20 protein-coding genes are annotated in these 17488 nt (G+C 63.6%); 3 read left to right on the top strand and 17 right to left on the bottom strand.

The window, feature by feature from the left end:
- The first annotated feature begins 81 nt into the window (after positions 1-81).
- From HB778_RS19100 to HB778_RS19090, 3 genes are all read left to right on the top strand, one after another.
- Positions 82-732: a helix-turn-helix domain-containing protein gene (locus tag HB778_RS19100; RefSeq protein WP_183456056.1), complete on the top strand. Its 651-nt coding sequence runs from the start codon at positions 82-84 to the stop codon at positions 730-732.
- Complete coding sequence (locus HB778_RS19095; RefSeq protein ID WP_183456054.1) at positions 648-1235, top strand: hypothetical protein; 588 nt, start codon at positions 648-650, stop codon at positions 1233-1235. The genes HB778_RS19100 and HB778_RS19095 overlap by 85 nt, the downstream gene beginning before the upstream one ends.
- A 234-nt stretch (positions 1236-1469) precedes the next feature.
- Positions 1470-1634, top strand: coding sequence for a hypothetical protein (locus HB778_RS19090; protein ID WP_183456052.1), 165 nt, complete (start codon positions 1470-1472; stop codon positions 1632-1634).
- A 29-nt stretch (positions 1635-1663) separates the two neighbouring features.
- On the opposite strand, the gene trmB is transcribed toward HB778_RS19090, so the two are convergent.
- The 17 genes from trmB to HB778_RS19005 all read right to left on the bottom strand — a co-directional run bounded on the left by trmB (position 1664) and on the right by HB778_RS19005 (position 17420).
- Positions 1664-2365, bottom strand: coding sequence for a tRNA (guanine(46)-N(7))-methyltransferase TrmB (trmB, locus tag HB778_RS19085; protein ID WP_183465142.1), 702 nt, complete (start codon positions 2363-2365; stop codon positions 1664-1666).
- Positions 2366-2387: 22 nt separating this feature from the next.
- A complete protein-coding gene (gene metK / locus HB778_RS19080) occupies positions 2388-3653 on the bottom strand; it encodes a methionine adenosyltransferase (RefSeq protein ID WP_183456050.1) in 1266 nt (421 codons plus the stop codon).
- 168 nt (positions 3654-3821) lie between these two features.
- Positions 3822-4241, bottom strand: a complete 420-nt coding sequence (locus HB778_RS19075) for a helix-turn-helix domain-containing protein (RefSeq protein WP_027032979.1) — start codon at positions 4239-4241, stop codon at positions 3822-3824.
- 138 nt (positions 4242-4379) lie between these two features.
- Entirely contained in the window at positions 4380-5972 is a 1593-nt protein-coding gene (gene lnt / locus HB778_RS19070; RefSeq protein ID WP_183456048.1) for an apolipoprotein N-acyltransferase, read from the bottom strand.
- 96 nt (positions 5973-6068) lie between these two features.
- A complete protein-coding gene (locus tag HB778_RS19065) occupies positions 6069-6539 on the bottom strand; it encodes a VOC family protein (protein ID WP_183456046.1) in 471 nt (156 codons plus the stop codon).
- A 16-nt stretch (positions 6540-6555) separates the two neighbouring features.
- Positions 6556-7632: a hemolysin family protein gene (locus tag HB778_RS19060; protein ID WP_095198388.1), complete on the bottom strand. Its 1077-nt coding sequence runs from the start codon at positions 7630-7632 to the stop codon at positions 6556-6558.
- A 27-nt stretch (positions 7633-7659) separates the two neighbouring features.
- Entirely contained in the window at positions 7660-8160 is a 501-nt protein-coding gene (gene ybeY / locus HB778_RS19055; RefSeq protein WP_183456044.1) for an rRNA maturation RNase YbeY, read from the bottom strand.
- Between the two features lie 18 nt (positions 8161-8178).
- Positions 8179-9171, bottom strand: a complete 993-nt coding sequence (locus HB778_RS19050) for a PhoH family protein (RefSeq protein ID WP_023766987.1) — start codon at positions 9169-9171, stop codon at positions 8179-8181.
- Between the two features lie 83 nt (positions 9172-9254).
- On the bottom strand, positions 9255-10568 hold the full coding sequence (gene miaB / locus HB778_RS19045) for a tRNA (N6-isopentenyl adenosine(37)-C2)-methylthiotransferase MiaB (protein ID WP_244661991.1): 1314 nt from the start codon (positions 10566-10568) through the stop codon (positions 9255-9257).
- 194 nt (positions 10569-10762) lie between these two features.
- Positions 10763-11563 carry a lysophospholipid acyltransferase family protein gene (locus HB778_RS19040; RefSeq protein WP_183456040.1) on the bottom strand — a complete coding sequence of 267 codons (801 nt, stop codon included), beginning with the start codon at positions 11561-11563 and terminating at the stop codon, positions 10763-10765.
- Between the two features lie 27 nt (positions 11564-11590).
- Positions 11591-12085 carry a ribosomal protein S18-alanine N-acetyltransferase gene (rimI, locus tag HB778_RS19035; protein WP_183456039.1) on the bottom strand — a complete coding sequence of 165 codons (495 nt, stop codon included), beginning with the start codon at positions 12083-12085 and terminating at the stop codon, positions 11591-11593.
- The gene (gene tsaB / locus HB778_RS19030) at positions 12085-12762 is read right to left on the bottom strand and encodes a tRNA (adenosine(37)-N6)-threonylcarbamoyltransferase complex dimerization subunit type 1 TsaB (protein ID WP_183456037.1); all 678 of its coding nucleotides are present in this window, start codon (positions 12760-12762) and stop codon (positions 12085-12087) included. Before tsaB ends, rimI begins: the two co-directional genes overlap by 1 nt.
- A gap of 96 nt (positions 12763-12858) precedes the next feature.
- On the bottom strand, positions 12859-13962 hold the full coding sequence (locus tag HB778_RS19025; RefSeq protein WP_183456035.1) for a DUF1513 domain-containing protein: 1104 nt from the start codon (positions 13960-13962) through the stop codon (positions 12859-12861).
- 2 nt (positions 13963-13964) lie between these two features.
- Positions 13965-15044: an imelysin family protein gene (locus tag HB778_RS19020; RefSeq protein WP_183456033.1), complete on the bottom strand. Its 1080-nt coding sequence runs from the start codon at positions 15042-15044 to the stop codon at positions 13965-13967.
- Positions 15044-16645: a di-heme oxidoredictase family protein gene (locus HB778_RS19015; RefSeq protein WP_183456031.1), complete on the bottom strand. Its 1602-nt coding sequence runs from the start codon at positions 16643-16645 to the stop codon at positions 15044-15046. The genes HB778_RS19020 and HB778_RS19015 overlap by 1 nt, the downstream gene beginning before the upstream one ends.
- Before the next feature lie 12 nt (positions 16646-16657).
- The gene (gene bfr, locus HB778_RS19010) at positions 16658-17143 is read right to left on the bottom strand and encodes a bacterioferritin (RefSeq protein WP_096453290.1); all 486 of its coding nucleotides are present in this window, start codon (positions 17141-17143) and stop codon (positions 16658-16660) included.
- Positions 17109-17420, bottom strand: coding sequence for a (2Fe-2S)-binding protein (locus HB778_RS19005; protein WP_095198398.1), 312 nt, complete (start codon positions 17418-17420; stop codon positions 17109-17111). Before HB778_RS19005 ends, bfr begins: the two co-directional genes overlap by 35 nt.
- Positions 17421-17488 lie beyond the last annotated feature (68 nt).

The following is a 17488-nucleotide window of genomic DNA, read 5'->3' as shown; positions in this document are numbered from 1 at the left end:
TAGCACATGAGTTGTCCGGTTTTATTGTCAGCCCGCTGGAGGCTGAGGATGAGACGGACGGCATGGCTACAGGGCCGGAGAATGCAGAAGTTTCGGGACGTTTTGAGCCGTTGGAATGGCGGCGATCTTTCGATGCTGGAGGCTGGTGAGTTGTTGGGGATGTCGGAGCGGCAATTCCGGCGTTACCGCGACCGCTATGAAGAGGCTGGGGAAGCTGGGTTGCTCGATCGACGGTTAGGCAAGCTTTCGACCCGTCGGGTGCCTGCGGAAGCGATCGAGGAGATGCTGGAGCTTTATCGTCATCGCTACCTTGGCTGGAATGTGAAGCATTTCCACGAGCACCTGCTGCGCGATCACAACTTCAGCTGGGGCTATACCTTCATCAAGACGCAGCTTCACGCGGCAGGCTTGGTTGAACGGGCCAAGCGGCGCGGTGCTCACCGGCGCAAGCGCGAAAGGAAGCCGTGCGAGGGGATGATGCTGCATCAGGATGGCAGCCGGCATGCCTGGTTGGACAGCCAGCCTATGCTCGACCTGATCGTGACGATGGACGACGCGACGAGCACGATCTATTCGGCCTTCCTGATTGGGAGGAAGGCACGGCGTCGAGCTTTCAGGGACTTCTGGAGACCTTTGTCGCCAAGGGATTGCCGTCAAGCCTCTACACCGATCGTGGCAGCCATTATTTCGTCACGCTCAAGGCCGGCGAGGCGGTCGACAAGAGCCGGCTGACCCAAGTCGGACGGGCGCTGCGGCATCTGGGCATCGAGCATATCCCGGCCTATTCGCCCGAAGCCAGGGGGCGCTCCGAGCGGATGTTCGCGACCTTGCAGGATCGGTTGCCCAAGGAACTGGCCCTGGCCGGCATTGCGGATATCCAGGTCGCCAACCGCTTCATCGCACAGACCTATCTGCCGGCTCACAATGCCCGCTTCGCCAGGCCGGCCGCGGTTGAAGACAGCGCCTTTGTTGCCGTCGACCCGCAGCAACTGTCCCAGATCCTGTGCATCGAGGAGGAGCGCGTCGTTGCCCGCGACAACACGGTCGCCTTCGCGCGACTGCGATTGCAGCTGCCGCACAGCCCGATCCGACATCACTTCGTCAAAGCCACGGTCAAGATCAGGCACTATCCGGATGGGACGCTTGCGGTCTTCCATGGGCCGCGCCGCATTGCTCGATACACGCCGGACGGCACCGTAATCGAAGAAACTTGCCGCATCAGGCAAGCCGCGTGAACCGCTTCGACGCAAAACAGAAGCGGACAAACAATGTGCTACCAAACCGGACAACTTGATTAGCTACCGACAGCCCGCCGTGGCGAGCCGGCAAAAGCCCTGACAGCTTCAGCATTGCTCCAGGCGCATGGCCCCCATGCGGCAATCCCCCTGTGAGAGCCGGCAGGGCGCTCTTATTTGTTAGCCACGACACGAACAGAAGCAGCGCGCGGTGGCGCGCGAAAGGACAAAATCATGAGCAACCGCAGACTATTTTCCGCCCTGGGCGATCTCTTCACCACATTTGGCAGCGCCGTCGCCGCGTCGCGCGCCGTGGAAGCCGGCCGCAAGCCGCGCGCTGACGATTTGCAAAAGCTTGGCATGGACCCGGCCATCTTCAACAGGATCGGCCGTTTCTGAAAATTTCGCGAGGGTCGCCGTGAGGCCGCCTATTTCCTGACAAAGGTCAGATAGGCAGGCCGCCGGCCCTCGCGAATGGCCTTGGCCTCGTAACGCGTGCCCGGCCAGCCCTCATAGGGACGGTGCCAGTCGGCAGCTTCGGCTGCCTGCCATGCAAAAGCGCCATGCGCCCGGCAATGCAGCAAGGTCCAGTTCACATAGGTGTCGATATCGGACGCGAAGCGGAATTTTGAACCCGGCTTCAGGACGCGCGCGAAACGCTCGAGATTGACCGGACTGACGAAGCGCCGCTTCCAGTGCTTCTTCTTCGGCCAGGGGTCGGGATAGAGAAGATCGATGCCGTCGAGCGAGGCCGGCGGCAGCCAGTCGAGCAGCCGGGTGGCGTCGTCGTCATGGACCCTGAGATTGGCCAGCGGCCTTGCCTGCACCGCCATCATCATCTTGGCCATGCCGTTGACGAAGGGCTCGACGCCGATGAAGCCGGTCGTCGGCGCCTCGATGGCGCGGTGCAAAAGATGCTCGCCGCCGCCAAAGCCGATCTCGAGCCGGACAGTCGAAACCTCAGCCTTAAACAAAGTGCGCAAATCCGACGGCGCCTCAGCAGTCAGATCAAGCCGATAGGCGTCAAGCCCGCTTTCCAGGGCCGCCGCCTGCTGCGGGCGAACCGGCTTGCCGCGCCGACGACCGAAGAAAGCTTCGGTCGCACGGCTTGGCCTGTCTTGCGGGCTCATCTGGTTGCAGGTCTGTCGCGGCTCAGGCCGCGACAGCATCCTTGAGCGCCTTGGCGAGATCGGTCTTTTCCCAGGAGAAAGACCCGTCACGGCCGGCCTTGCGGCCGAAATGGCCGTAAGACGACGTCTTGGCGTAGATCGGCTTGTTGAGGTCGAGATGACGGCGGATGCCCGACGGCGACAGGTCCATCACGGTGCGCAGCGCGTCCTCGAGCTTGGCCTCGTCGACCTTGCCGGTGCCGTGCAGGTCGACATAGACCGACAGGGGCTGTGCAACGCCGATGGCGTAGGAAAGCTGGATGGTGCAGCGGTCGGCAAGCTTCGCCGCCACGACGTTCTTGGCAAGGTAGCGCGCCGCGTAGGCGGCTGAACGGTCGACCTTGGTGGTGTCCTTGCCGGAGAAGGCGCCGCCACCATGCGGTGCCGCGCCACCATAGGTGTCGACGATGATCTTGCGGCCGGTGAGGCCGGCGTCACCGTCCGGGCCGCCGATGACGAACTTGCCGGTCGGGTTGATGTACCAGATGCAATCGTCGGCGATCTTGAGATCACCAAGCGCCTCGCGGATGTAGGGTTCCACGACCTTGCGGACCTTCTTGGAGTCCCAGGTCGCGTCGAGATGCTGGGTCGACAGCACGATCTGCGTTGCCTCGGCGGCCTTGCCGTCGATGTAGCGCACAGTAACCTGGCTCTTGGCGTCCGGGCCGAGCTTGCCGGCCTCGCCGTTGTTTTCGTGACGGGCGGCGGCCAGAAGTTCAAGGATCTTGTGGCTGTAGTAGATCGGCGCCGGCATCAGGTCCGGCGTCTCGCGGCAGGCATAGCCGAACATGATGCCCTGGTCGCCGGCCCCTTCCTCGCCCTGGCGGTCGGCGGCGTTGTCGACGCCCTGGCCGATGTCTGGCGACTGGCCGTGCAGGAGAACCTCTATCTTGGCCGTCTTCCAGTGGAAGCCGGCCTGCTCGTAGCCGATCTCGCGGATCGCCTTGCGGGCGACGGATTTGAACTTCGCCGGGTTTACGACAGGGTGGCCGGCGGCATCCTTGAGAATATTGCCGGCCTTGTCCTTTTTCAGCAGCGTCTCGGGGACGCGCACTTCGCCGGCGATGACGACGCGGTTGGTGGTCGCCAGCGTCTCGCAGGCGACACGGACTTTCCATGGGTCCATGCCGGTCTTCTTGGCTTCACGGTAGACCAGATCGACAATCTCGTCGGAGATCCGGTCACAGACTTTGTCGGGATGGCCCTCGGCAACGGATTCCGAGGTAAAGAAGTAGTTCTGCCGCGTCACGGGTGTCCCCTCTTGAAAAACGATCGGCAGGCTGCCGATTTTGGCGCGCCACGTGTTAGCGGGGCAAAGCGGCGCTCGTCAAGCGTTGCCGCCATTCTGGCACGACTGTCGATGTCGATATCTTGTGCCACCGGCGGCGACTGCCGCCGGTTCGAGGCGCATCGAGGGTCAGTCGAGATCGTCCGCGGCGAGCGACTTCACCAGGTCGATGATCCTGCGGCGTACCTTGACGTCGGCGATCTTGACGAAGGCCCGGTTGAGCTGAAGGCCTTCGGGACTGCCGCAGAATTCGACGGCGAAAGCCATCGACGCATCTTCGGAAAAGCCACGACCGGCCACCGCTTCCTGGCCCGGCGCATCCTCGAAGAAGAAGGCGACGGGCACGCCGAGTATGGAGGCAATCGCCTGCAGCCGGCTGGCGCCGACGCGGTTGGTGCCCTTTTCATATTTCTGGATTTGTTGAAATGTGATGCCGAGATTCTCGCCCAGCTTTTCCTGGCTCATTCCGAGCATGTTGCGGCGAAGCCGAACGCGGCTTCCAACGTGGATGTCGATGGGATTCGGTTTCTTCTTGTTTTCTTCTGTCATTTTTTCCTCGCCGAATTTTTTTCGGCTTTGTGATTTTTTCCCGCCCAAAAAAAGCCGGGGGCAACTGCCCCAACAGAACGATCCACCGGCTTCGAGAAATTTCAGGCGATACAGTATGAGTTTCTAATGTGTCGACTGTCAATTCACCCGTAGCCGTTGCCTTACGTTCAACAGCGCTCCCACCAGCGCAAACAGCAACATGATCAGCATTCCGTTAATGCGCCGCTGGCCCGAGGAAACGACCGCCTGTTCGGAAATCGGCACCTTCACATCGATGGCTCCGCGCGCGTCGATCGCCAACGCATCGACGATGCGTCCATGTGGATCGACGACGGCCGAGATGCCGTTGTTGGCAGCACGCAGCAAGGGCAATCCGTTCTCCACCGCGCGAATCTGGGCCTGCCTGAAATGCTGGTACGGTCCCGGCGTGTCCCCGAACCACGCATCATTGGTAACGTTCACAATAAGCTGTGCTGACGTAGCGTCAACTGCCACAAGATCGGGAAAGATCACCTCGTAACAGATAAATGGCAGGGCACGGATGCCGCCCGGCAGCGTGATCGCGTGGCGCTCGTTGCCGGCGGCGAACGTCACCGGCCCGGCGACAAGCTGTGCTATGCCGAAACGGTTGAACAGGTCGGCGAAAGGCAGATATTCGCCGAACGGCACCAGATGGACCTTGTCGACGGCGTCGGCGATTTCGCCCTTGTCGTTGATCGCCACCACGGAATTGTAATAGCGGCTGTCGGTGCTGGCCGCCGAGCCGCCTTCCTCGCGAACGACGCCGGCGATCAGCATCTGGCCATCGGCCAGCATGTCGCCCAGCGCCGTCAACGCGTCCGGGCGCTCGGTGAAAAGGAAGGGTACCGAGGTTTCCGGCCAGAGAATGAGTTGCGGCTTGCCGTGACCGGGGTCCGGCGCCTTGGCGGACAGGCCGAGCAAGGTGGCGAAGATGCGGTCGCGCACCGAAGCGTCCCATTTTTCGCTGAGGTCGACGGCCGGCTGGACGATGCGGACATCCAGGCTGCGCTCCGCCGGCTTTTCAGGCGCGGCAAGCCTGACATAGCCGAAACCGACATGGACAGATGCGAGCAGGACGAACAATGCGGCGCCCAGGCGAAGATGCCGGCGCGCCGCCAGCAGCGCCGGCAGCGAAAAAACGAACACCGCAAGCACGTTCATGCCGATCATGCCGGTCACCGAGACGCTCTGCATGAGAAGAGGCACCGGCATTGCCGCATAGCCGATGGCATTCCAGGGAAAACCGGTGAACAGGGAGCCGCGCAGCCACTCCGTCAGCCCGAAGCCGAAGGCAAGGGCGGCGATGCGGCCGATATCGCTGCTCCACAGGAGCCGGGCGACCATCGTTGCGAAGCCGTAGAAAAAGGCGAGCGCGAAGGGAATGCCGACCACGGCGAAGGGCAGCGCCCAGGCAAAGTCATCGGCCTCGACCAGCAACGCCGAGCCGATCCACCAGAGACCGGCGAGAAAATAGCCGAAGCCGAACCACCAGCCGACGGCGAAGGCCGGCCGCAAGCGCCGGAGCAGGCTGCCGGAGGCTTCGCCGGTCGCGCCGTCGAGCAGCCAGACCAGCAGCGGAAACGAGATGAAGCAGGCAGCGAAGAAATCGTAGGGTGCCTGGCCAAGGACCGCCAGCGCCCCGGCCAGAAAGGCCACGAGCGCCCGCCGCCAACCCCAAAGCAGAATTATCCGGCCGGCCAGGCGCTCCATGCATACTTCCGAGTCGCGCGAATCAGGACGCAAGATTTATCAGGCCGCGCCCGCGCTCCAAACGCCGGGCTGTTAGCGTCGATGACCCGTCGCGCGCTACCGGTGCCAGCCGTCAATGCGCAGACCGCTCAACCGCTCAGCCTCTTCGCGGGACACAGAACGGATGGGCTGCGCGAAGGTCCAGACATGACCCTCGGGATCGCCAGCCCGATACTGGCGTTCGCCGTAGAACTGGTCTGCAGGTTCCTGGATTATCTCAGCGCCGGCCGCCCGCGCCTGCTCGCAATGCGCGTCCAGGCCGTCCTTCAGCCTGACATAGACCGACTGCGTGTTCTTGCCTGAGACCGACGCCGGGCTCGCGACATAGTCTCTCCATTCGGAATCGACGATGATATAGCAATCGCCGAAGCGCATCTCGGCGTGGACGAGCTTTCCGTCGGCGTCGCTCACCACCATGCTGCGCTCGAAGCCGAAAGCCGCTTCGAGCCAAGCCAGCGCGGCACGAGGGTCCCTGTAGAAGACACCGGACCCCAGGCTCGCGTGCTGGAACGGATCGTCGATCGTCATCGGGCGAGCTGAAAACTCACGCCTGTTCGGTGCGGGCCGTGGCACGCCGGCGGCGCTCGCCCTTCTGGCTCTGCACGATGCGCACGCGCTTGACGCGGCGCGGATCGGCATCGAGCACATGGAACTCGAAGCCCGGAATGGCCTGCACCACCTCGCCCCGCGCCGGCACGCGGCCAAGCGTGTTGAAGATCATGCCGCCGATAGTGTCGACATATTCGCCATGTTCGCCGGCGGCGAAATCCTCGCCGATCATCTTGGCGACCTCGTCGATCTCGGCCTTGCCGTCGACGATGAAGACGCCGTCACCGGCTTGGGTGATCATCGGCTCGTCGTCGTCATGCTCGTCCTCGATATCGCCGACGACCATTTCGACAATGTCCTCGAGCGAGACAAGCCCGTCCGTGCCGCCATACTCGTCGATGACCAGCGCCATCTGCGTACGCGTCGTCTGCATGCGGCCCATCAGGTCGGAAGCAAGCATCGAGGGCGGCACGAACAGCACCTGGCGGATCAGATTGAGCTCGCCGATGGTGCGTGCAAGGTCGACCTGGGCGAGATCGAGTTGCGTGGCGGCAGGGGTTTTCCTGGTCGTGCGGCCCTTCTTGACGCGCGCAAGCTTGGTGATGTGGGCCAGCACGTCACGGATATGGACCATGCCGCGCGGGTCGTCGAGCGTCTCGGAATAGACCGGCATGCGGGAATGGCCGGACTGTTCGAAGGTACCCAGGAGGTCGCCGAGCGTCGTGGTGATCTCGACCGCCTCGATATCGGCGCGCGGCACCATGACGTCCTCGACGCGCACCTCGCGCAGCCGCAATATGTTGTTGAGCATGGCCCGCTCGCCAGGCGAGAAGGCGCCGGCGTCGCTCGCCGTCTCGGCCAGCGCGCCGGCGATTTCCTCACGCAGGCTGGTGCCGTTGCGTTGCCGAAACAGGCCCAAAACACGGTCGAACAGGGAAGGTCCGGCAGGCGAAGGCTCGCTGGCAACGCTGCCGGTACCAGTACTCGGACTTGATCCCTCTTCCGACGTGTCGGAAGCCTTGGGCGCACTGCCGGCGTCGGGGCGGGCGGCAGTCTCTGGTTTGTCGTTCATCGTCGTCCGGTCAATTGTCAGATGTAGTTACGCGTAGGGATCGGGAATGGCAAGCCTTGCGAGCGCTGCGCGTTCGATGGCCTCCATCTCCTCGGCCTCGGTATCGGTCTCGTGATCATAGCCCAGCAAATGCAGCAGGCCGTGGATGACGAGATGGGTGATATGGTTCTGCACGGGCTTGTCTTCCAGTGCCGCTTCGCGTGAAACCGTCTCGGCGGCGAGCACGATATCGCCCAGCATGGGCGGCAGCGGGCCGCCTTCCACAAACGGAAAAGCCGGGAAAGACAAGACGTTGGTGGGTTTGTCCTTGCCGCGCCAGCTGGCGTTGAGGGTCCGGATATGGGCATCGTCGGAAAAAACGACGCTGAGTTCGGAACGGCCCGTCACGCCGGTCCCGGCAAAAGCAGCGTCAACCGCGCGATCGACCAGCCGCGTCAGGCTTGCCTCATCTGGCCAATCGCCCGCTTCGATCGATATATCGATGTCGACGGGAGGATCCCCGTCGCCGGATATTTTGTCCTCAGGCATGAAGCCGCATCGCCGAGATCAATTTTCGGCACCCAGGCCGCGCGCCAGCTTGGCGTCACGGTCATAGGCCCTGACGATTTCCGCCACCAGCGGATGGCGAACGACGTCGATATCGTTGAAGCGCACGGTGACCGCGCCGGCCACGCCGTCGAGGACACGCAAGGCTTCGACCAGGCCCGATTTGGTGCTCGGAGGCAGGTCGATCTGCGTCGGATCGCCGGTGACGATCATGCGCGAGTTCTCACCAAGACGCGTCAGGAACATCTTCATCTGCATCGGCGTGGTGTTCTGCGCCTCGTCGAGGATGACCGCGGCATGCGCCAGCGTGCGGCCGCGCATGAAGGCGAGCGGCGCGATTTCGATCACTTCGGCGGCAATGGCGCGCTCGACCTTGTCGGCGGGCATCATGTCGTAGAGCGCGTCGTAGAGCGGCCGCAGATAGGGATCGACCTTCTCCTTCATGTCGCCAGGCAGGAAGCCCAGTCGCTCGCCGGCCTCGACGGCCGGCCGAGACAGGATGATGCGCTCGACCATGCCGCGCTCGAGCAGCATCGCCGCATGCGCCACCGCCAGATAGGTCTTGCCGGTACCGGCCGGGCCGATGCCGAACACCAGCTCCGACCGCTCCAGCGCCCGCATATAGGCATCCTGGTTCAGCGAACGGGCATAGATCGTCTTCTTGCGGGTGGCGATCTGGGCGGCCGAGACCTTGCCCTTGCGCTCCAGCGTCGGCAGCGTCAGCTGATCGTCGGCAGCGACCGCCATGCGCACGGCACCATCGACATCGGACTGGCCGATATCGACGCCCTTCTGCAGAATCCCGTAGAGATTGTCCAAGGCGCGGCGCGCCTGTTCGGCGGCAGAAGCCGACCCCTTGATGGTCAGCTGGTTGCCGCGCGAGCGGATGTCGACGCCGAGCTTCTGCTCGAGCCGGGCGAGGTTCTCGTCGAACTGACCGTAAAGGGCGCTGGCAAGCTTGTTGTTGTCGAAAGTCAGAACGATGTGCGCCATGTCAGAAGCCCCAGATGCCGGTACCGGGGGCAGGTTCTTCAGCTCTGCTGCGCTCAACCGTCTCTCCTCATCTGCCGAGACCATCAGGCCAATTCGGCGAACAGGCTATTGTAGCCCGTCTTCGTGATTCGCACCTGGATAATGTCACCGATTTCGCCGGCCTTTTCATCAACAATAACCGGCTGCAGCCAAGGTGAGCGGCCGACCTTCTGGCCGGCCTGCCGGCCGGGCTTCTCGATCAGCGTGTCGATGGTGCTGCCGACCAGGCTCAAGCCGAAATCCTGCTGCTGTTTCAACAGCAGCGCCTGCAGGCGCTGCAAGCGCTCGTCCTTGACCGTTTCCGGCACGTGATCGGCCATCTCGGCGCCCGGCGTGCCGGGGCGCGGCGAATATTTGAACGAAAAGGCCGAGGCATAGTTCACCTGGCGCACCAATTCCATGGTCGCTTCGAAATCGGCTTCGGTCTCGCCGGGGAAGCCGACGATGAAATCGCCGGACAGCGCGATATCTGGTCGTGCCGCTCGGATGCGGTCGAGCAGCGCCAGATAATCGCTAGCCGTATGCCTGCGGTTCATCGCCTTGAGGATGCGGTCGGAACCGGATTGCACCGGCAGATGCAGATATGGCATCAGCGACGGCAGGTCGCGATGGGCAGCGATCAGCTCATCGTCCATGTCGCGCGGGTGGCTGGTGGTGTAGCGCAGCCGCGCCAGTCCGGGGATTTCGGCCAGCCGGAACAACAGGCGGCCAAGGCCCCATTCCTCGGTCTTGCCCCCTTTGGTCTCGCCGTGGCCGTGCCAGGCATTGACGTTCTGGCCAAGCAGCGTCACCTCGCGCACGCCGGCTTCAGCCAGGCGCTCGGCTTCAGCGACGATCTGCGCCACTGGCCGCGACACTTCCGAACCCCTGGTATAGGGCACGACGCAGAAGGTGCAGAACTTATCGCAGCCTTCCTGCACGGTGAGGAAGGCTGTGACGCCGCGCTTGATCACCTCGGCGCGCTTAGGCTGCGGCAGATGGTCGAATTTGTCTTCGATGGCGTAGTCGGTCTCGACGATCTTCTCGCCGCCGCGCACTCGCGCCAGCACGTCGGGCAGACGGTGATAGGTCTGCGGCCCGATGACCAGGTCGACGGCGGGCGAGCGCCTGATGATCTCCGCACCCTCGGCCTGCGCCACGCAGCCGGCGACACCGATCAGCATTTCCCGGCCGGCACTAGCGCGTTCCGCCTTCATATCGCGGATGCGGCCGAGCTCGGAATAGACCTTTTCCGCCGCTTTCTCCCTGATGTGGCAGGTGTTGAGCAGCACAAGGTCGGCCTCGTCGATGGCATCGGTCGCGGTATAGCCGTCGGCGGCCAGCGCATCGCCCATGCGCTGTGAATCATAGACGTTCATCTGGCAGCCATAGGTCTTGATGAAGACCTTCTTCGCTGCCGTGGGGCGCACTGCCGGCTGCCCGGCCACACTGCCGATGTCGTCGCTTTCAATCGTGTTCAAGTCCATCCGGCGGCTTCTAACGCCTTTCCGTGACAAAAAACAGACGATTCTCCGCTACGGCGGTCATGCGCCCGGTAGACACTTGGCCTGCACTAGCGGCTCGGGCGCGGATCGGCGAGCGCCCCCTGCATCATCTCGCGCACCTGGCTTTCCATCAGCCTTGCCGTTTCCTTGCGGTTCGAGCCCTTGGCAAAGGCGATCGGCTCGCCGAAATGCACCTCGACGTCGAGCGCGCCTTCCGCCATCAGCACCTTGAGATGCGGCATCAAATCCTCGTCGCCGATCCAAGCCGAGATCGGCCGGTGGCGACGGCCGAGCGGCACGCCGTGCAGGCGCGTATAGGCGATCGCCACCGGCTGGATGAACACCTGCTCGGCCGCACCCTCCGAAATCGCCATCGAGGCGGCGCCGAACAGCGTGCTTTTGAAGGGCAGGACGGCGTTGCCGTCACCGGTCGAACCTTCGGCGAACAGCACCATGGCGTCGCCCTTGGCCATGCGGCTGGCGATCTCGCTTGCCTGGTCGCCTGAGGAGCGCTTGCGCTCGCGTTCGATGAAGACGGTGCGCTGCAGTTTCGACAGCATGCCGATCAGCGGCCAGCCTTCCATATCGGCCCTGGCGATGAATTTCACATCGGCAAAAGAGCCCAGCACCATGATGTCGGTCCAGGAGATGTGGTTTGCGGCAACCAGCAAGGGCCGCTTGTCGGACAGCGTCCCCTTGACATGGACGTGCATGCCAAGCGCCCTGAGGATCAGCCTGTGCCAGATCTTGAGAATGACGGTTTCCGGCCACCAGCCGGTCTTCATCGACAGGATCTGCAATGGCACCAGGACCAGCGAACCGGCGACGACAAGGCCCAGGGCCAGGAAAATCCTGATTTTTCCGATCATACTGTCCTGCGCCTACCCGATCTCTGGCTAGCGAAGATCGCGGCGCATGACAAGCGCACCGGTCGGCCCGCGATCGGGCGACTTGTAGTAGTCGGGGCGCTTGCCAACTTCGCGGAAGCCCAGCCGACGGTAGAGAGCGATCGCGGCGACATTGGTCTCGTCGACCTCGAGGAACAGCGCTTCGGCGCGCTGCGCGTGCAGTTCGCGCAGCACCGCATCCATCAACTGCCAGCCCAGTCCCTGGCGGCGATGCGATCGCGCCACCGCGACGGTCAGTATCTCGCCCTCGCCGGCCGCGAGCCGTGCCAGCACGAAGCCGACAGGCGGTTTGGAGCCCTGCCCGGTCTCGCGCGCGGCGTAACCGAACACGGTGTCCTGCTCGAGCAGGGCGGCGAACTCGCCATCGGTCCACGGGCGGACGAAATCTTCACGGTGCAGCAACGACACCGCGGGGCTATCTGTGATCCTGAGCGGCTCGAGAGCATAGTCCCGGCGGCGCGGCTGGAGAAAAGGTATGCGCATTAATTTTGTTGCCTTGATAAAATGAAACCCGCCTGCGGCTTGGCATCAGCGCCGCGCAGATAAAGCGGTTTCGGCCTTTCGCCTTGCCCCTTTGCCGCGGCCAGACGGGCGTAGGTTTGAATATCAGCAGTGCCCGTCTGAGGGCCAATATCGAAACCACGCCCGGCCGAGGCCGCGATCTGTGCCGCCGCGGTACCGGCCAGCACCGCAGAGTTGTCCATCGCCAAGGCAGTGGCTTCAGGCAGTGTGGCGCCGGCTGGACCGTAAGTTAAAACTAACGCTTTGTCGTACAGCACGGCATGGATTTCCTCCCGGCCGGCATCGAGTGCGGCCAGCACGGCGCGGCCGGGAAATGCCGCTGCGGCCTCGGCGGCCAGCGCTTCGAGCGTCGTCACGCCGATCGCCGGAATTTTCAACGCCAGCGCCAGGCCACGCGCGGTCGACACGCCGACGCGCAGGCCGGTGAACGAACCGGGACCGACAGAAACGGCAATGGCGCCGAGACCGGGATAGTCGGTTTCGGCCGCCATCAGCGCCTCGGCGATGACGGCCATCAGGTGCTCGGCATGGCCCTTGCCGAGATCGAGCACCGCGCGGCCAAGCTCCCGCCCAGCCGCCGCGTCGTAGACGCAGGCGGCGCAGAGGCTGGCGGCACAGTCGATGGCAAGCACTTTCATGAAACAACCGGTTCCGAGAAACACTTCCCTGTGCCCGCCAAGGCGCGCCACCGCAAGCATAATTTGTTAAGCGGCTTCGGTTCCGCCAGCGCGCTGTCAGACCTGTTCGATGCGCAGCATGTGGTTGTCCCAGACATAGTCCGGCTCTAACCGTGTCGTGCCGCTGCCTTCGATGATCTCGCCGGCGCCCGTGGTGGCGATGAAGCCCGATCCGTCCGGCGCCAGGCCGCAAACCTCGACCAGCGCGCTGGACGAGACGACCCGGCCGCTGGCGGCATCGATCACCACAAGCGAATTGCCTTCCGGTGACGAGACGGCGACGGTGCCGGCCAAAGGATTGGCGGCGACCGAACCTATATAGTTGCGGAAGCCGGACAATACATCCTGCGGCATGTCGAGCAGTTGCAACTCCTTGCCGCGTGCGGCGCGGCCGACCAGCAGCGGACGATCGGTGCCCGGCCCCCTGTACTGGCAGCCAAACCAGACGGTGCCGGATGGGTCGGTGTCCATGTGGCGGATCGACAGCTGGTGCAGGGAAGCCGGCAATTCGTGCTTTTCGATGAGGGCGCCGGAGACGCGGTCGATCAGCACATAGGACGGCTTCATGGTGGCGATGTTGAGCTCGGCGCGGCCATAGTCGGGATGGGTCTCGATGCCGCCATTGGCGACCGCGATCGTCCTGCCGTCGCCCAGCATCAGCAGTTCATGCGGCCCCATGCCATAGGTCGAAAATTCGCCGATGCGACTGAATTTCGCTCGCGCGTCGTAGACGCCGACGACGCCGGCGGCGTTGTCGAAATCGTTCTCGGTCGCATAGAGCAGGGTGCCATCAGGAGAGAACACGCCATGGCCGAAGAAATGCCGGCCGGTGATGCTGGCGATGGTCTGCGGGGCATCGCGCCCGGTGTGGTCGAACACCACGGCGAAGGTGCCGGGCTGGCGGGCGAAGACCACCGAGCGTTTCGATACGGGATCGAAGGTGACGTCATGGCCGCGATCGGGCAGGTCGATCGCATGCAGCACCTTGCCAGCCTCGGACAGGACGGCGGCGCCAAAACTGCCGTCACGCTTGACGAAGGCGGTGGCGAAAACGGCGTCGGCAGCAAGCGTTTTTGCCCAGGCCGATGGCGCGATCGCGGCAGCAAAGCCGATGCCCGCGGCCCTCAGGAAATCGCGACGATCGATGAGCGGCGTACGCATGCTCAATCCCCATCCAGCGACGAGAATCCAGCGGTCAGGCCGAATTCGTCGGTCAGCCGGGTGCCGATCAGGGTCGACAGGCTGGAGGTGATCAGCGCGAAATGCTCGAGTTTTTCGCGCAGCGCCGGGTCGGCGAGCGTCTTGTCGATAGGACCCTGAATCGACTTCGCGGTGGCGACGCCGTTGACCAGCTGGATATGGATCGATTCCGCCATCCAGCGCGCATCGGGCGGCAACGCATCGCCAAGTTTGGAGGCCTGGAACAGCGCGTCGATGCCGGCGAGATTTCCGGCCAGCGCATTGGCGGTGTTTTGCGACCGCCAATAGATCGCCTGCTTCGGCTTGTCCGCATCCGGCTTGGCCCCAAGGAAGCCCTTCAGACGGACATCCCTCACCATCTCCAGCTCGTTGATCAAGACGCCGACCAGTTCGGTCACCGCCTCGTTGCCGTCGCGGTAGAGCGCGTTCTGCGGTCCCGGATTGGCCCAGAGCGCGGCAAAGCCGTCCGGCTTGTTCCAAGCATCGGCGACATCGCCGGCCATGGTTTCGATGTTGTCGGCAACGGCCGCGCCATAGGCACAGCGATACGGATCGCCTTTGCCGGTCAGCGCATCGGCGCCATCGCCGAAAAGCACGAATTCCAGCGCGCCGAGCCCCTGCATGGCAATGCTCTTGTCTGCCAGCTGTGCCGGATTGATGGCATTCGGGTCCTTGGCGGACAATACCGCCTGCACCTGTTTCAAGCCGAGGCCCTTGCGATCCGGCCAGTAGAGCGTGCGCTCCAGCCGGTTGTTCTCCTTGATCGGCCCGAAACCGATGATCTCGGCCGACGACCAGGCATAGACCGTAGCCGAAAACTCGGCCCGCGCCACATCGAGTTCCCCTTGCGAGGGCGCTTCGCAGAGCTTGTGCATCGCCTTCGTCAGGGTTTCGGCATGCTGGTGCAGGTCGGCATAGACCGGGCGGACAAAGCCGTCGATCGCCCGCTGGATGATATCGGAGGCTTTCACCGCCGCCGCGGCCGGGAAAACACTGAGCAGAGCCAGCGGCAGAACGAGAACCAGGGCAGAGCGCTTCAGCATCACAGTGACTCCAGGAATTTGATCATCGCGTCGCGCTCAGTCGCGTTGGCGGTGGCAAAGCGGTCGCGCGCCTTCTGCGCCTCGCCACCATGCCACAGGATCGCCTCGGTCAGGCTGCGCGCGCGGCCATCGTGCAGAAAGAAGGAATTGCCGTTGACGGTCTCGGTGAGGCCAATACCCCACAGCGGCGGGGTGCGCCATTCGCTTCCCGTCGCATCGCCCACAGCCTGGCCGTCGGCCAGATCCGGCCCCATGTCGTGCAGCAGGAAGTCGGAATAGGGCCAGATCAGCTGAAAGGCTTGCGCCTTGTTGGGCGCGTCGCGGCGGGTGACGAATTTCGGCGTGTGGCAGGAAACGCAGCCGATCTCATAGAAGACCTTCTTGCCGGCGAGCACGTCAGGCGCAGCGAGATCGCGGCGCGCCGGCACGGCGAGGTTTTGCGAATAGAAGGTGACGAGGTCCATCACCGGCGGCGGCGCCTCGACCGGGCCGAGGCGCGCCTGCACGCCATTCGGCATGGCGAGGCATTTTGCCTGCGCGGCAGTGCAGTCGCCCCAGTGTTTTGGTTCTTCCGGCGTCGAGATGCCGATGTCGCCGGCGAAGGCATCCGCCGCCTGCTGGCGGATCGTCGCGGTCTGCGCCTTCCAGCCGAAACGGCCAAGCGTCAGTTCCCCGCCGAGACCATCGCGCACGATGTTAGGCTTGCCGGAAATGCCGTCGCCGTGCGCGTCCTCCGGATCGGCACGGGCCAGAATGTCTGCGGGCGCGATCTGCTCGATCAGGCCGAGGCCGATCATCGGCGGAGTCAGGCGCGGCGACAGCGTGGTGTGCGGATCGAGCGGCCCATAGGCGAGATCGGTGACGGAGTAGCTGGGTTGGCGCAGAGAAACCACGGTACCGTCCGTCAGCGTCACCTGGCGTTCCTGGTAGGCGACGCGCATCCGGCCTTCACCGCGCAGGCCGGGCACGGCGAGTTCCTGCAACTGCGAGCCATAGACCGGGTCGGGGAAGTTGAGCATCTGGCGGTCGGCAAGGGCTGCCTTTTCCTCGGCGTTGCCGGCGTCGCGCGCCAGCCGCAGGAACATCGAGGTGGTGCCGGTATCGCCTTGCGGCGGACGGCCGCGGCCGTCCCTGAGATGGCAATTCTGGCAGGCACGTTCATTGAACAGCGGCCCAAGCCCGTCCGACGCCTGTGTCGAGGATGGCGACGACACCCAGTTCCTGCGAAACAACGCGTCGCCGAGCTTGAAAGTGCCCTCTTCCTCGAAGCTGATATTGGCCGAGGATTGCGAGAAGGCATCGCGACTGACGTCCTTCTGCGACGTGCCGGCGCCACCTTGCATCAGCTCGAACGGCTCGGGTTTGGAGAAATCCGTGGTCGGCCTGGTGACGGCGATGACGCGCGCCTGATCTTTTGGATTGAGGTCGCTGCGCGTGGTGGCGAGCCCGGCTGGCTGAAGCTCGCCGGCAATCGCGGATGATGTCAGCGCCAACATAAGAATGGTGCAGCGCCGACGAGCCGATCCGGCTGGTCTTTTCAGGAGAAGCGGCGAGCCGGCGGCCCGCCGCGAGCGGCGCAGGAATTCTAGCAGGCGCCGCATTCCCGCATGCCTTTACTCCGCCTCGTTGGCCGCGTCGGCGTTGAGCTGGCCGTACTTCTCCTCGCCGATCGAGGCGAGCAGGTCGAGCTGCGTCTCTAGGAAGTCGATGTGACCTTCCTCGTCAGCCAGCAGATCCTCGAACAGTTTCATCGTCACGTAATCACCAATCTCGTGGCAGATTTCGCGCGAACGCTTGTAGGCCGTGCGCGCGTCATATTCGCCGGCAAGGTCGGATTCGAGCACCTCCTTGACGTTCTGCCCGATGCGCAGCGGCGCCACGGACTGCAGGTTCGGATGGCCTTCAAGGAAGATGATACGGGCGATGAGCTTGTCGGCGTGGTGCATCTCCTCGATCGATTCGGCCCGCTCCTTCTTGGCCAGCTTGGTGTAGCCCCAGTCCTCGAGCAGACGGAAATGCACCCAATATTGATTGACGGCTCCAAGCTCCAGGAAAAGAGCCTCGTTAAGCCGCTCGATGATCTGAATTTCGCCTTTCATGGGTTCTGCTCCCGTATTGGACGCGCAGGCCTCTGACGCGATCCAGATGTGAAACGATATCCACGCCGCTCGCCTCCGAGCGGGCGTGGTAATTTTCGGTGACCCGGATGATCGTTTCGACCACATTTGGGAAGCAGCCGCAACAGCGGCCACGCTTTTGCATCGAGTGGTAGACCTTGGCCGGCACGATAAGTTGCCAGGGATCCTGGTCCAGCAGCCCGATGATCGTCTGCTCGATCTCCTTCTCGGTGATGATGTTGCAATGGCAGATCAGCATTTACAGTGCTCGGATGGCTGACGGCGCCTCCCGCGCCGTGTGGCTTGTTCTGGTCCCGAAGCCCATTC

It is taken from the genome of Mesorhizobium huakuii (assembly GCF_014189455.1).
Taxonomy (GTDB): Bacteria; Pseudomonadota; Alphaproteobacteria; order Rhizobiales; family Rhizobiaceae; genus Mesorhizobium; species Mesorhizobium huakuii_A.
Note: the sequence above shows the minus strand (reverse complement) of the source record. Positions and strands in the feature narration are given on the sequence as shown.